Origin of the sequence: Methylibium sp., assembly GCF_013817345.1 — a bacterium.
GTDB lineage: Bacteria > Pseudomonadota > Gammaproteobacteria > Burkholderiales > Burkholderiaceae_C > Methylibium.
Map to the genome: position 1 here is coordinate 1 of NZ_JACDCW010000058.1, position 15,089 is coordinate 15,089.

General features: G+C 65.8%; 11 protein-coding genes. 3 read left to right on the plus strand and 8 right to left on the minus strand.

Going from position 1 to position 15,089, the window contains the following annotated elements:
- The 7 genes from ppk1 to polA form a co-directional block, all read right to left on the minus strand.
- A partial coding sequence (gene ppk1 / locus H0W40_RS12065) for a polyphosphate kinase 1 (protein ID WP_292446459.1) occupies nucleotides 1-1,333 on the minus strand: 1,333 nt, incomplete at its 3' end.
- Between the two features lie 143 nt (nucleotides 1,334-1,476).
- Entirely contained in the window at nucleotides 1,477-2,571 is a 1,095-nt protein-coding gene (locus H0W40_RS12070; protein WP_292446461.1) for a porin, read from the minus strand.
- Between the two features lie 295 nt (nucleotides 2,572-2,866).
- Nucleotides 2,867-3,664, minus strand: a complete 798-nt coding sequence (pepA, locus tag H0W40_RS12075) for a flocculation-associated PEP-CTERM protein PepA (protein ID WP_292446462.1) — start codon at nucleotides 3,662-3,664, stop codon at nucleotides 2,867-2,869.
- 393 nt (nucleotides 3,665-4,057) lie between these two features.
- A complete protein-coding gene (locus H0W40_RS12080; RefSeq protein ID WP_292446464.1) occupies nucleotides 4,058-4,954 on the minus strand; it encodes a ThiF family adenylyltransferase in 897 nt (298 codons plus the stop codon).
- Between the two features lie 12 nt (nucleotides 4,955-4,966).
- Entirely contained in the window at nucleotides 4,967-5,770 is an 804-nt protein-coding gene (locus H0W40_RS12085; protein WP_292446465.1) for a hypothetical protein, read from the minus strand.
- A gap of 227 nt (nucleotides 5,771-5,997) precedes the next feature.
- Nucleotides 5,998-7,686 (minus strand): hypothetical protein, encoded by a 1,689-nt coding sequence (locus H0W40_RS12090; RefSeq protein WP_292446467.1) that lies wholly within the window; start codon nucleotides 7,684-7,686, stop codon nucleotides 5,998-6,000.
- 5 nt (nucleotides 7,687-7,691) lie between these two features.
- The gene (gene polA / locus H0W40_RS12095) at nucleotides 7,692-10,490 is read right to left on the minus strand and encodes a DNA polymerase I (protein WP_292446469.1); all 2,799 of its coding nucleotides are present in this window, start codon (nucleotides 10,488-10,490) and stop codon (nucleotides 7,692-7,694) included.
- A 63-nt stretch (nucleotides 10,491-10,553) separates the two neighbouring features.
- Between polA and H0W40_RS12100 the strand changes: the two genes are divergently transcribed.
- From H0W40_RS12100 to H0W40_RS12110, 3 genes are read left to right on the plus strand one after another with little or no spacing between them, the layout of a single operon-like run.
- Nucleotides 10,554-10,877 (plus strand): hypothetical protein, encoded by a 324-nt coding sequence (locus H0W40_RS12100; RefSeq protein WP_292446471.1) that lies wholly within the window; start codon nucleotides 10,554-10,556, stop codon nucleotides 10,875-10,877.
- 10 nt (nucleotides 10,878-10,887) lie between these two features.
- Nucleotides 10,888-11,862, plus strand: a complete 975-nt coding sequence (locus H0W40_RS12105) for a homoserine kinase (RefSeq protein ID WP_292446473.1) — start codon at nucleotides 10,888-10,890, stop codon at nucleotides 11,860-11,862.
- A gap of 12 nt (nucleotides 11,863-11,874) precedes the next feature.
- The gene (locus H0W40_RS12110; RefSeq protein ID WP_292446474.1) at nucleotides 11,875-12,672 is read left to right on the plus strand and encodes a BPSS1780 family membrane protein; all 798 of its coding nucleotides are present in this window, start codon (nucleotides 11,875-11,877) and stop codon (nucleotides 12,670-12,672) included.
- 63 nt (nucleotides 12,673-12,735) lie between these two features.
- Here H0W40_RS12110 and H0W40_RS12115 read toward each other — a convergent pair whose 3' ends face one another.
- Nucleotides 12,736-15,045 carry a PhoX family phosphatase gene (locus H0W40_RS12115; RefSeq protein ID WP_292446476.1) on the minus strand — a complete coding sequence of 770 codons (2,310 nt, stop codon included), beginning with the start codon at nucleotides 15,043-15,045 and terminating at the stop codon, nucleotides 12,736-12,738.
- Between the last annotated feature and the right edge of the window lie 44 nt (nucleotides 15,046-15,089).

Consider the following 15,089-nt stretch of genomic DNA (forward strand, 5'->3'; position numbering starts at 1 on the left):
TGACGAGCAGCAGCTTGGCGTGCGTCTTCAGCCCGACGATGCCGTACACCACCTGCGCGCCCACCGCCTCCAGCCGCTCGGCCCAGTTGATGTTGGCCTCCTCGTCGAAGCGGGCCTTGAGCTCCACAACCGCCATCACCTCCTTGCCGCGGCGGGCCGCCTCGATCAGCAGGTCCATCAGCACGCTTTCGCTGCCGGTGCGGTAGATGGTCTGCTTGATGGCCAGCACGTCGGGGTCGGCCACCGCCTCGCGCAGCATCTGCACGACGGGCTCGAAGCTTTCGAAGGGATGGTGCAGCAGCACGTCGCCGCTCTTGAGCCGCTCGAACATCGAGCCCTCGGCGCTGGCCGGCCGCAGCGACTTCGGCCAGGCCGGCTCGTAGGGCGCGAAACGCAGCGCATCGGCGTCGGCCTGGTCGATGAGCTGGTTCAGGCGCACCAGGTTCACCGGGCCGTTGACGCGGTACAGCGCCGCGTCGGGCAGCCCGAACTGCTGTAGCAGGAACTCGCTCAGCTCCTCCGGGCAGGTGTTGACCACCTCGAGCCGGATCGCCAACCCGAAATGGCGTGTGCTCAGCGACGAGCGCAGCGCCAGGCGCAGGTTTGTCACGTCGTCGTCCACGTCGAGGTCGGAATCGCGTGTGACGCGGAACTGCGAGAAGGCTTCGACCGTGCGACCCGGAAACAGCTCCTCGAGGTGCGCGCGGATCAGACTCGACAGCAGCACGAAGGCCTGACGGTTCCCGGCGACTTCGGCCGGCAGCCGGATCACGCGTGGCAGCACCCTCGGCACCTTGACGATGGCGATCGAGTTGTCGCGCCCGAAGGCATCACGCCCGCCGAGCTTGACGATGAAGTTGAGCGACTTGTTGGCCACCTGCGGGAAGGGGTGCGCCGGGTCCAGGCCGACCGGCACGAGCAGCGGGCGCACCTGTTTTTGAAAGAAGTCGTCGACCCAGGCGCGCTGTGCTGCGTCTCGCTCGGCGTGGTTGAGCACGACGATGCCTTCGCGAACCAGGGCGGGCATCACCACCTCGTTGAAGGCGGCGTACTGCGCGTCGATCATCTCGTGCGCAGCGGCGGCCACCTCGGCCATCTCGCGCAGGGTGATGCCCGAGCCGGGCAGGCGCGAGGCCTCCAGATAATCGGCGAATCGCACCTCGAAAAACTCGTCCATGTTGGACGAGACGATGCAGATGTAGCGCAGCCGCTCGAGCAGCGGTACGTCCTCGCGCAAGGCCTGGGCGAGGACGCGGCGGTTGAATTCGAGGATGGCCTGCTCGCGGTTGAGCAGGAGCAGCGTCGCGGTAACGGGCTGGGGCTGGGCGGACATCACCACAGTTTATGGAAGTCGCGTTGCCGCTTCATGACAGCGCCCGCGCCAACGGCGTTCACATGAGCCATGAAAAAAGGGCTGCTCACGCAGCCCCCTAATTCTTCAGCCGACCGGCCCTTTGCGGAGCCGGCTTTCGACGATCAGAAGTTGTGCATCAGGCCAATGCCCACGATCGTGGACTTTTCGCCGGCAGGCGTAGCACCCAGGGTGATCTGCGTGTTGATGCCCGAATTATCGTCGGCGTCAACGTAAGCGAGCTGGGCGTAGAAGGTGGTCCGCTTCGACAGGGCGTAATCGTTGCTCACGACGAGCGTGTTGGTCTTGTTGCCATCGACCTTGTCGTCCTTGCCGTAGTAGTACGCCAAGGTGGCGGTGCTTGACGGACTCCAGCGGAAGTCGACGCCCACGCCTACGTTGTCGGTCTCGCTGACTTCCTCGCCGGCAAGGTCATCCTGCGTGGCGCGCGCGTACAGGGCCTTGAACGTGAAGGCGCCGAGCGGCACCGCCACACCGACGCCGAGGCGCTTGGTTTCGGCATCGGGCGCACCCTCGATCTGCTGGTACGAAAGCGATACGACCACCGGGCCCTTGTACGACGCGCCGAGCGAGACGGTGCGGCCATCGCCCTGGCCGGCGTTGCCCTCGCCGAGACCGTAGCCCACGCCCACACCCACGGGCCCGAAGGTGCCGCTGTACGAGACCATGTTGCTGGTGAAGATGCCGGCGCCGTTGTTCGGGCTCAGCTCATTGCCAGCCGGCAACTGAGTGCCCGCAAAGCTCAACAGGCCGGACAGCGATTCCTTGTAACCGCGCGGCTCGGTGCCGAGTTCGGCCAGCAGGGCCGGGCTGTACTGACGACCGAGCAGCACGGTGCCCCAATCACCCGACAGGCCGACGTTGGCCTGGCGTCCGAAGAGCGTACTGATGCTGCCGAGACCGCGGCTGCCGCCCGTGCTCGAATCGAAGTCGCTTTCGAGATTGAACACCGCCTTCAGGCCACCACCGAGATCCTCGCTGCCGCGCATGCCCCAGATGCTGGGCAGGATGCCGCCGCTGTTCTGCTGAACGATCGAGCTGTCGCCGTCGGAGGAAGCCGTGCTCTTGCTGATGTACTGGATACCGCCGTCCAGGCGGCCAAAGAGCGTCACGGATTGCGCATGGACAGCGCCCGCCATTGCGGCCAGTGCTGCGCCCGCGACCAGCGAGCGCTGAGCGAATGTAATCGTCTTCTTCATGAGGTCTCCTCGTTGCATGTGTGATGTCTTTTGCTTTTGGACGGCCGAGCCTCCAAAGCAAAATAATGCTAGCGCAACGGGTACGTGAACTGTCACATCTGATAAACGCTGCCGTTGCTGCAACCCCACGTTCCACTTTGGCGCAATAGGGGGCAACACGTGCTTGTCGGGGCCAAACCGAGGACCCGATAGGAGGGCTGGAGTCCGGACCCGCAAGCGATTCCGCTCCGTGAACTGTGCAAAAAAAAAGCGGCCTCGGATCGCTCCAAGGCCGCTGCTGAACAGAACCTAAGCTTTAGAGCTTGCGGCGACGACGCACCACGGTGCCGACTGCAGCCAGACCGGCCAGCATGAGCGCATAGGTGCTCGGCTCAGGAATCGCGAAGTTGATCGCGCCACCGCCCTGCTGGATGCGGAAACCGCCATCGAACAAGGTGACCTGCGACGCCGTGTTGGTGAACACGGAGAACGCGATCGGGTAGAACGGGTTCGGGTCGGCGAAGAAGCCTTCGGCGCCAGCAGCCACGTTAAAGGTCAGATCGGCGCCTGCAGAGGGCGTGAACGGAGTGCCTAGCGGCGCCGAGCTCACGAAGCCTTCAATGAGGCTACCGGTCGCCAGTGTGATCGCACCTGCTGCGCCGCTGATCGTCGGCACATTTCCCGCGTTAAATCCAAAGGTTGCGGCGGGGCCGTTGTACCCGAACAGCGTGTACTCAAGCGTATCGAAGCTGCCAAAGGTGGGCACGTCCGTCGGATCGCCGGGGCTCTGCGAGCCTGTTGCTTCAAATTGGATGTACAGCCCGTAAGTCTCATTCAGCCCACCACCCGAAATATTGGTGCTTGCGAGTTGAAAATTCGAGACGGCCAGGAAGCCTGAGTCCGTGAAGCTGCCCGTGGTGGAGTCCAGGCGAACGGTGGAGTAGTCAGAAATGATGAGGTTGTCAGCCGTGACGCTCGTACCAGCCAGACCCACTGCGCTGGGATCGAACGTGAACACAGGCAAGGCCCAAGTCGCGGTGCAGGCTGTAGTCAACGTCAGCGCCGTCAGCGCCCGCTGCACACCTGATTTGAAGGGAGGGGAAAAAGCTTTCATGGTGTTGCTCTCCGTGGAGTTGGGGTGAAGGGAAATCGAGTCGTTCGTCTGACAGGAGCTTGTTACAAAACACACGAGGCGCTTACGCACGATTGCGAGAGTTAAGTCGCACGCGACCGCCAACAGCCATCGAATGCTCGACCTCGTCGGCTGGTGAAACAAGTCTCTGTTCCGCCACCTCAAGATACCGTTCGTTCCATCACACAAACCTCATCCGCTGCCCCGCACATGAGGGGGTCCGCGACACTAAATCGACCAACCAAGGGCCTAGGTTGGTACGGTGACGTACACAGAACGCTGATGGCCCCGAAAGAACCGCTTTTGGACAGTAACCGAATGAAGCAGTGCTGTCGCAGGTACAGGCGGTTACCGCCACGAGAGTCTTTGGCCGAGTCAGTCCGCGGCAGCCGTCGAACTGAGCCGGCGCTTGACGATGCCGAGCAGCAAGCGCTGGAGCAGGTTTCGGTTGCCGCCCGGGCGCCACGTATGCCGCAAGCGATTGCGAAATGCATCGAAGTGAAGGCCTCTCGGGGCGGCCACCACGTCGCCCCGGCCTAGCACCAGCTTGAGCACTTGGGTGGCGGCAATGGCGCTGCACAACTGCACCGCGATCACGGTCGAGGGTCCGCGCTTTTTCTCCAAATCGACTCGTGAGGGGTCGACCAGGTACGTCATCTGCTGCATCGCAGGAGACAGGCCGACGAGAAAGCGCAAGGCCTGCTCGTCTTCACTTTCCCCTTCAAGCTGGAAATACTCGTCGAACGACATGCCGCCAGGCACGAAATTGAGCAGAGCCGCACCCATGCCGAGCGGAGCGACCGTGGTCGCGGGAATGCCTTTCCGGTGGCACAAGAAGAATAAATGGCGCCGTATTTCCAGCGCGAAAAAATCAAGCCCGTCGAGGTACACATCGGCCCCTTCGACAAAGCTTTCGAGATTCGCCGCATCCAGCCCCTGATGGAAGACGCGAATATCGAGTTCGGGGTTGATGTCTCGCGCCAAGGCGAGCATGACTTCTGTTTTCGGCTTGTCCAGCGCCGACATCGTCGCACCGGCCTGGCGATTGAAATTGGCCAGCGCGAAATGATCGAAGTCCGCGATCGTGAACTTGCCAATTCCCAGGCGTGCAAGCGTGAGCAGGTAAACACCTCCCACGCCGCCCAGGCCAGCGATGCAAACGCGGGCCTCTTTCAGGCGCAGTTGCTCAGCCTGCGTGACCCAACCAAGGTTGCGGGAAAAAGCCTCGTCGTAGGAAAAACGGGTTTCGTGGGTCGGGGAAACAGCGGGCACAGGTGGCGCAGGTCAGGCAGTGGCGTATTGCGCCTGCGGCGTCGAGTGCCGGCGGGACATGGACATCTTCGCGGGCTGCTTTCGCTGCAGGCGGCGAACGATACCCGCCTGCTCGTGAGCCGAGAAAAAATAGGGATAAAGCGAACGCTCTACCAACGCGTACTCGGGTCGACCACCGAACCGGTCGATCTGGCTGCTGCCATAACCGAGGTCGAGATCGAGCAGCACCGCCGGCGCATCGACGCGCGGGTTCAGCCGCTGCGGCCCCGCCACTTTGAAACCGAGCATGCGTTCGTAATACCGCACGTGCCGCGGGTTGACCTCGATCACCACGTTGTCGGTATCGCGGAGCCGATGGGCACAGATGAAGGCAACGTGAAAAAGCGAAGCCAATACCATGCGGGAACGCACCGAACTGTCGATGGCCAGTTTGATGAATTCGCAGACGCTGCGCCCAGCGTCCCTCAGTTCATCGGTTTCCTCCGAAAACAATTGGTCGGCGAGCAGTCCATTCGACGAATCGAAGCCGATGGTCAGGGTGCCGATCGTCATGTCGTCGTCGGTCGCCACCAGCGTAATTCGCTCGGGCGTTTTCTCCGCCGGCAGGAAAGAACTCCGGTAACCGCGCGTGGCATACATCTTGTTGATCAAGATGCTGGCCGAGCTGCGTTGCCCGTCGGTATCTGCTGCACGAATCGTGAACCGGCGGCCAGTTTCGTCATCGCATTGCATGGAGCTGTCCAAGGAATCCAGCAGCGCGGGACGAGTGATGTATTCCGCCTCGAATGGAACGCGGACGATCGTGGTGTCTTCCAACTTTGCCCCTGTCGGATTGCAGGCGTCGTGTGTGCGCACACGAAGCCTCTGGTTTGAAGAGGCTGCATTTTGTTCAGTGCGTGTCAAAGTGCCGAAAGCATGAGTAACAGTTCAAAGCTCTTGAAGTTAACTCTGACGAAAATGGGGGTGTTAGTACGGCACCGCACGCATCGGGCTGCCCTGCAATCCTGAAACTGCGACGGAAACCTATGAGCAGGATGGCTGCTTCAACGGACAAAGCGCGGAAGGGCCGCTACGCCATCGATCGCGCCGGGCTCACTGAAAATCTCCAACAGCAGACCCGTCAGTTGATGCATGCCGCCCAGGCTCTTGCTGCCTGGCTGCAAGCCGGCCTCGAAGCCCGCCGCCTCGAAGCGCCGCAGCAAGGCCGGATCGTCACTGATGACGTGAACCGGCACGTCCCAGGAAGCGCCACGACCGCTCACGGTGGCCAGCGGCTGATGGTCCCCGATCACGATGGTCAGCAGCCGCTTCGGCGCGCGCTCGCCGATGAAGCCGCTCAGCCAATCGTGCATGTAGCCCAGGGCGTGCAGATAAGCCGGGCGGGGCTCCAGCCATGAAACACGCTCACCCAGAGCCCGAGCCAGTTCGGCGCTCGAATAGGCCTCGCTTCGTAGCAGCCGATCCCAATCGCTTCGGTAAGGCGCGACGGGTCGAAACGGAGCATGGCTGGTGATGGTGGGAAAGACGACGAAGCGCGGCGCTCGCGGTCGACTCGTCAACTCCTGCTCGTGCAGCAGCGCCAACGACGCTTGATCGGGAATGCGCCAGTAGCCGAATTCCGGGCCGGTGTAGCCGATCGAGTCGGCCTGGGCATAGCGGTCGAAGCCATAGAACTCGCCTTCTGGCCAAGGCCGTTGCAGGCCGGGCATCCAGGCGACCGTGCGCCAACCGTGGCGGGCGAAGTGGCGTACCAGGGTCGGCCGCTCGGACGTGAGCAGCAGTTCATGGTCCGCCGGCCGGCGCGTGTCAACGCCAGAGAGCAAGGCCGAGTGAGCGAGCCAGGACGAGCCGCCGAAGGTCGGCGATGCCACCCGCGCCGAAACCACCTGCCGCCCGCCGGACAGCACGGACTGCAGCAGGCGTTCGCGGCCCGGCGCCAGCGCTGCGGAATGCCGGGGATCGTCGAAGGCGGTCATGCCGTAGGCTTCGGCGAAGATCAACAGCACGTCGGCGCCCCGCAGGTGCGCCAGATTGCCCTGAAAACCCGGGCTGGGCGAGAGCCGCGCTTGTGAGCTGTGCGAGCCGAGCACGGTCGGAAGCCATGCCGCCTGGCGCACGATCGTCGGGCTGACCGGCAGCGCGAAGAACCAGCGCGTGTCGTGAGGCGCGATGGAGTGCACGGCGAAGCTCACCGCCAGCCCGCCGCCTGCGGCCAGCAGCCAGCGACGCGGCCGGTGCCAGGCGAGACTGTTAGCGAGCAGGCCGATGGCCCAGCGAACGCTCACGTGGAGCATGATCAGCCCGCTCGACAAACCCAAGGTGAAGGCGCCGATTTGCCAGGCGGGCAGCGACGACACGGCCAGCCTGATCGCCTCCCACAGATGGGGGCCGTCCCAGTAGAGGTTGACCGGTCGGCCGAAAAGCGCGGGCGCGGTGACATCGGCATAGCGCGCGACCACGAGCAGCACGTACAGGCCAGCCAGCACCGAGCCGGTGCGCTCGCCGAGGCGGCGCCCCGATGCCGTCCAGACGATGAGGCCCAGCACGCCCATGCACAGCTCGAAGGACAGTCGCGGCCCGAAGCGCACGCCGGCTCCTGACCCGCTGTTCTCGAACGTCAGAAGGGTATTGAGGAATAGAAAGGACAGGCTGAAGCCGAGCAACCACAGGCCCCAGCGCGGCTGCAGCTGGGCCGTTGCGGCGTCGCATTGGGGTGAATGGACGGGCGGCACCACGGTCAGTGGGCCTGATCCCAATTCGCGCCCACGCCCACTTCGGCAAGCAGCGGCACTTGCAGCTCAGCCACGCTGGCCATCAGCCGCGGCACTTCGGTGCGCGCCCAGTCGACTTCGGCCTCGGGCACCTCGAACACCAGTTCGTCGTGGACCTGCATGATCATCCTGATGCCGCGGCCCGCCTCTTCGAGGGCGGCTTCCACGGCGATCATCGCCAGCTTGATCAGATCGGCCGCCGTGCCTTGCATCGGCGCGTTGATGGCCTGGCGTTCGGCCGCGGTGCGGCGCGGGCCGCTGCCGCCGCGAATCTCCGGCAAATAGATGCGTCGCCCCAACAAGGTTTCGACGTAGCCCTGCTCGGCGGCGCGCAGGCGGGTTTCGTCCATGTAGCGCTTGACACCCGCGAACCGGGCGAAATAGCGATCGATGTAGTCGCGCGCCGCCTTCTGCTCGATGCCGAGGTTGCTGGCCAGGCCGAACGCGCCCATGCCGTAGATGAGCCCGAAGTTGATGACCTTGGCATAGCGGCGCTGCTCGCTGCTCACCTCGGCCATCGGCACACGGAACACTTCGCTGGCCGTCGTGCGGTGCACGTCGAGCCCTTCCGAGAAGGCATGCAGCAGGCCCGGATCGCCGGAGATGTGAGCCATGATGCGCAGCTCGATCTGCGAGTAATCCGCAGACAGGATCACGTGCCCCGGGGGGGCGATGAAGGCCTCGCGCACGCGCCTGCCTTCTGCCGTGCGGATGGGAATGTTCTGCAGGTTCGGCTCGTTGCTCGCCAACCGTCCGGTCACCGCCACCGCCTGCGCGTAGTTGGTGTGCAGCCGGCCGGTCGAGGGGTTGACCATCAGCGGCAGCTTGTCGGTGTAGGTGCCCTTGAGCTTGGCCAGGCTGCGGTGTTCGAGCAGGCGGGCCGGCAGCGGGTAGTCGGCGGCCAACTCGGCGAGCACTTCCTCGTCGGTGCTGGGTGCGCCGCTGGCCGTCTTGCGGCGCACCGGCAGGCCGAGCTTGCCGAACAGGATCTCGCCGATCTGCTTGGGGCTTCCCAGGTTGAAGGGCTGGCCGGCGAGCCCATGCGCCTCCTGTTCGAGCGCGGCCATGCGCACGCTCAGCGCATGGCTCTGGCGCGCCAGCAGGTCGGAGTCGATGAGCACGCCGGTGCGCTCGATGCGCAGCAGCGTGGCCGAGGCCGGCATCTCGATGCGCTCGTAGATCTCGCGCAGCCGGGGCTCGGCTTCGAGCTGTGGCCACAGCGTACGGTGGACGTGCAGCGTCATGTCGCTGTCTTCGCCCGAGTACTGCGCTGCGCGCGTCAGCTCGACCTGCGCGAACGGAATCTGCTGCGCGCCCTTGCCGCACATGTCCTCGTAGCTCAGGCCCTCGCGGCCCAGGTGGCGCTGCGCGAGGCTTTGCAGGCTGTGCGGCTTGTGCGCTTCGAGCACGTAGCTCTGCAGCAGCGTGTCATGCACATAGCCGCGCACGGTGATGCCGTGGTTGGCGAAGACGTGCGCGTCGTACTTGACGTTCTGGCCGAGCTTGGCGCGCGCGGCGTCTTCGAGCCAGGGGCGCAATGCATCGAGCACCTCGCGCAGCGGCAACTGGTCGGGCGCGCCGGGGTAGCTGTGCGTCAGCGGGATGTAGCAGGCCTCGCCGGGCTGCACGGAAAAGCTCAGGCCGACGATGCGGGCGCGCATCGGGTCGAGCGAATCGGTTTCCGTATCCAGCGCCACCAGATCGGCCGCGTGGATGCGCACGAGCCACGCGTCGAACAGCTCCTGGCTCAGCACCGTGTCGTAGTGCGTTTCGAGCGCCGGTGCCGGCGGCGCTGCATCGGGCAGCAGTGCGTCTGTGCCGCCCTGCGCCGCGCCGGCTCCGGTGGGCGCGGCAAACGTCCTCGCCGCAAGGCCGGCCGGCTCCTCCAGCGCCTTCTTCAAGGTGCGAAAGCCTTTGCGCGTGTAGAAGTCGAGCAGCGCCGCGCGGTCGATCTCGCGCCAGGTGAGCGCCTGCCATGCCGATGCGTCGGGCCAGCCCGGCAGCGGCAGCGCCAGATCGCAATCGGACTTCACCGTGACGAGCCGGCGGCCCAGCGGCAACCAGTCGAGCGCCTTGCGCAGGTTCTCGCCGGCCACGCCCTTGATGCTGTCGGCCGCCGCGATCACCCCGTCCAGCGAACCGTGTTCGGCGATCCACTTCGCAGCGGTCTTCGGACCCACCTTTTCCACGCCGGGCACGTTGTCGACCGCATCGCCCACCAGGGTCAGGTAGTCGACGATCGCACCGGGCGCAACGCCGAACTTGTGCATGACACCGGCCACGTCGAGCCGCTCGTTGCTCATCGTGTTGATGAGGCTCACGCGCTCGTCGACCAGTTGCGCCAGGTCCTTGTCGCCGGTGGAGATGACCACGCACTGGCCGCGCCTTGAGGCCGCGCAGCTCAGCGTGCCGATGACGTCGTCGGCCTCGATGCCGGGCACCTCGATCACCGGCCAGCCGAGCAGCCGCACCACCTCGTGGATCGGGGCGATCTGGCGGGCCAGATCGTCGGGCATCGCGGTGCGAGTGGCCTTGTACTCGGGGTACCACTCGTCGCGAAAGGTCGGCCCCTTGGCGTCGAACACGCAGGCGGCATGGGCCGAGGGGTACTGCTCGCGCAGCTTGGTGAGCATGGCGACCATGCCGTGCAGCGCGCCGGTCGGCTCGCCCTCGGGGCTGCGCAGATCGGGCAGCGCGTGATAGGCACGGTAGAGGTAGCTGGAGCCGTCCACCAGCAGCAAAATGTCGTCTCGCGCGGAACTCATGCCGGCATTGTGGCCGCAGCCTTTGGGCCGCCCGCACCCGGGTGCCCGCCTACAATCGGTGCCATGTTGAAGCGCTTTTTGTCACTCGCCGCCTTGTGCGTTGTGCCGTTGGGTGCAGCGGCCCAAGCCACTGCGCCGGCACAGCCGTCAGCGCAGACGCAGACTCCCGAGCCGGCCGTGCGCCGCACCGTGATCGAGGACGAAGGCGCGCGCATCGAAGAACTTCGCGTGCGCGGCGCGGTGCGCAATATCACCGTGCGGCCCAAGGGGGCCCTGGCGGCCGAGTACGAGGTGCTTGCACCGGATGCCGGGCGCGACACCAGCTCCGGTCCGAACTCATCCAAGGGATCCGCCGGACGCAGCGTCTGGCGCGTGCTGTCCTTCTAGGCCGCCCGCGATGGCGGTTTTCACCGAAGTCGGCTTCGACGAGGCCGCCGCACTCGTGGCCCAGCTCGGCTTGGGCCGGCTCACGGCGCTCGAGCCGATCAGCGCCGGCATCGAGAACACCAACTATTTCGCCAGCGCCGAATGCGGCGAGTACGTGCTCACCGTGTTCGAGCGGCTTTCTTTCGAGCAACTGCCGTTCTACCTGCACCTGATGAAGCATCTGGCGCAGCGCGGCATTTTGGTGCCGGAGCCGCAGGCCGATGCCCGCGGCGGCATCCTCCACGCGCTTCACGGCAAGCCGGCCGCACTGGTCGACCGGCTGCGGGGCGGCCATGCGCTGGCACCGAGTGCGCAGCACTGCGAACAGGTCGGCGCCGCGCTGGCGCGCATGCACCTCGCTGCGGCCGACTATCCGCGTCAGCAGCCCAACCTGCGCGGGCTGGCCTGGTGGGACGAGACCGTGCCGCAGGTGCGTCCCTTCCTTGCCGATGCGCAGCGCTCGCTGATCGACGGCGAACTGACCTTTCAGCACAGCGTGGCGGCCTCGGCCTCGTATGCGGCGCTGCCTCGCGGCCCCATCCACGCCGACCTGTTCCGCGACAACGTGATGTTCGAGAACGATGCCGACGGCCAGCCGCGCCTCGCCGGCTTCTTCGACTTCTACTTCGCCGGCGTCGATGCCCTCGCCTTCGACATTGCCGTTTGCTTGAACGACTGGTGCATCGACCTCGACTCGGGGCGGCTCGACGAGCAACGCGCCGCGGCCTTCGTCGACGCCTACGAAACGGTGCGTGCGCTGACCGGCGACGAAGTGCGGCTCCTGCCGGCGATGCTGCGCGCCGCGGCGCTGCGCTTCTGGATCTCGCGACTCTGGGACGTGCACCTGCCGCGCGAAGCCAGCATGCTGGTGCCCCACGACCCGGCGCATTTCGAGCGCGTGCTGCGCGAACGCAGCGCAACGCCCTGGCATCCGCAGCGCGCCTGAAACGACGACTCGATGAAGCTCAAGACGGTTCGCGCCCGCCAAGGCCTGCAGTGGGTGCGCGGCGGCTTTCGTGTTTTCTTCCGGCAGCCGCTGGGCCTCAGCGCCATGTTCGCGGCGGTGGCCTTCGGCGCGCTGATGCTGCTGCAACTGCCGCTGCTCGGCCCGGTACTGGCACTGGGCCTGATGCCGCTGGCCAGCATCGCCTTCATGATCGCCACCCGTCAGGTGGAGGCCGGACACAACGTGCATCCCGGGTTGCTGCTGCAACCCTTGCGTGCGCCGGCGCAGCGCCGTGCGCTGCTGCAGCTCGGCGGCGTGTACGCGGCGGCGGCGATCGCGGTGGTGCTGCTCGCTCACCTCGTCGATGGCGGGCGCTTCGCCGCTGCGGTGCAGGCGATGGCCGAGAACGAGGCGACACCGGAACTGCTCAGCGACCCGATGCTCGAGTTCGGCGTGCTGCTGCGGCTGGTGCTCATGACCTTGCTGTCGCTTGTTTTCTGGCACGCGCCGGCGCTGGTGTTCTGGGAAAACATGCCGGTCGGCAAGGCGCTCTTCGCCAGCATGCTGGCGTGCCTGCGCAGCGTGGGTGCATTCGCGCTGTACGGCCTGGCCTGGTTCGGCTTGCTGCTCGGCTTCCTGATGGTCACGCAGACGGTGTTGGCGCTGCTGGGTCTTTCCCAGGTCGTCGCGCATGCGGCGCTGCCGGCCATGATGCTGTTCTCGACGGTGTTCTACGCGTCGCTCTGGTTCAGCTATGCCGACTCCTTCCAGCCCGACCACCCCGACTCGGCACCCGCCGGCGGCACATGAAAAAAGCCGGCGCATGCGCCGGCTCGAAGAACACTCCCGCCGCAGCGGGTGTCGTTGTAAACCTCAGCTGCCGATGCGCCCGCCGTCGTTCTTGGTGATCACGATGGTGGCCGAACGCGGCCGCTTGCCGGCGCCGTAGCCGGCGTTGCTGGGCCACTGGCTGACGTAGCCGTCGGGATTGCCGATGGCCGCCAGCGGAGTGCCTTCGCCGGGATGCTGGATGTTGACGAACAGCGCCTTGCCGTCGGGCGTTTCCGTGCAACCGGTGATCTCGCAATCGACCGGGCCCACCAGAAAGCGCGCCAGGGTCTGCGGCTCGGGCTTCTTGCCCACATAGGTATCGACGTTGAGCGCGCTGCCGTCGGCCAGGGTGTAGCTCAGCGTCTTCTTGACCCCGTCGCCCACCCGGCCGGGAATGCCCGCGAGCATCATGCAGTTCGTCACGTCGGTGTAGGCACCGTCGTCGGTCTGGATCCAGCAGATGCCGGTGGCCGGACTGAACCACAGGCCATCGGGGCTGGAAAAATCCTGCGAGTCCGTCAGCGATGACAGGTTGATCCTGCCCGCTTCGGCACCCGCCTCGGCGCCGAACAGGTACACGTCCCAGGTGAACGACGTGGCGTCGGCCTCGCCTCGCCGCTCGGCCATGCGGATGATGTGGCCGTTGATGTTGCCGGGCGAGCCGGCCGGCGCGCCGCCGAAGGAGTCGCTGTAGCTGCGCGGGTTGGCACTGTCCACGCGTGACTGCGCGGCGTTGGCCGGCTCGATCTCGCGGTTGCTGTTGTTGGTCATCGTGACGTAGATCTCGCCGTTGGCCGGGTTCACGGCACACCACTCCGGGCGATCCATCTTGGTCGCGCCCACGGCATCGGCAGCGAGGCGGGCGTTGACCACAACGTCGGTCTGGTCGGCGAACGCGTAGAGCGCATAGCCGGCGATCAGCGGATTGCCGATCGACAGCTCGATCCAGCGGCCCGTGCCGTCGGCGTCGTACTTCGCAACGTAGAGCCGGCCCTTGTCGAGGAACTTGTCGCCAGCGGCCATGCGTTTGCGCGGCGTGGCGTCGGCGGGTGTCCAGCGAGCCTCGGACACCCACTTGTACATGTACTCGTTCTGTGAATCGTCGCCCATGTACACGGCCAGCGGGCGGCCGGGCTTGCGCAGGCTGAACACGGCGCTCTCGTGCGCGAAGCGGCCCAGACCGGTACGCTTCTTGATCACCGCGTCGGGGTCGTAGGGATCGATCTCGACGACGTAGCCCATGCCGTTGAGTTCGTTGCGGTAGTCGTCGCGGCCGTCTTCCGATGCGCCGGTCTTGCCGATGTTCCAGCGGTCATAGCCGTCCTGCCGCGCTGCGTCGGCGCTCACTGCAGTCTCCCAGCCGTGACGGCTGGCGGCACCGGCCCTGCGGCCATAGCGGTTCAGCGAGGTGACGCTCTTGTCGTTGCGCGCCGCGTCGTCGCCTGCGCCGCGGGTGAAGTAGCCGCCCCAGTTCTCCTCGCCGGTGAGGTAGGTGCCCCAGGGCGTGATGCCGGTGCCGCAGTTGTTGATGGTGCCGCGCGTGCGGATGCCCTGCGGGTCGTACTGGGTCACCATCAGCGGATGGCCGCGGAGCGGGCCGGATAGCTCGACCGGCGTGAGCGGCGTGATGCGGCGGTTGTAGGGCGACTGGCGCACGTAGGAGAACGCGCCGCCATGCTTTCGCACTTCCATGACGGCCACGCCGTGGATGTCGATTTCCTTGTCCACCTCGGCTGCCGGACGCAAGGGACCGTTGTCGCCGCCATCGGGGTGGATGAAGATCGAGGGGCGCCAGTTGCGCGGATGGCTGGTCGCCTCGTGGTTGATCGCGATCAGTCCGCGCTCGGAGCTTCGCGAATCCGGTCGGCGGCCGTCCTGGCTCAGACCGAAGAACTCCATGCCGTCGTGATGATCGCCCGAACGGCGGTCGAAGTCGCGGTCCGTGCCGTCGTTGCGGTACTCGGGCGTCTGGGCGTCGAGCGGATCGCCGAGGGCGATCAGCACGCTGGCGGTGTAGCCGGCCGGCACGCTGACGGTGTCGGCGATGCTCTTGTTCACCGGGCTGAAGCCCAGCTTCTCGATCTCGCCGTCGTCCTTGCGGCCCTTGCCCTTGCCGTGCCGCTCGCCGCGCTCGTCGTCGTCCTTGTCGTCGCCCCGACCGCGAGCGAAGGCGCTCGCCCCGACGCCGCCCAGGACCGCCGTTGCGGCAGTGCCGACACCGCCGCGGAGCCAGGAGCGGCGGCTGAGGCGGGCATCGAGAACGTCCATGAAGCTGGCGTTGCGCGTCTCGTTGGTGACTTCGTCATCAGGGTCGGAAAGATGACCGACCGGGAAATCAACGGGCTTGTTCATAAAGGGGCTGTCCTTGCGGGTTGAAGTGATGTGGATCCGTGCTC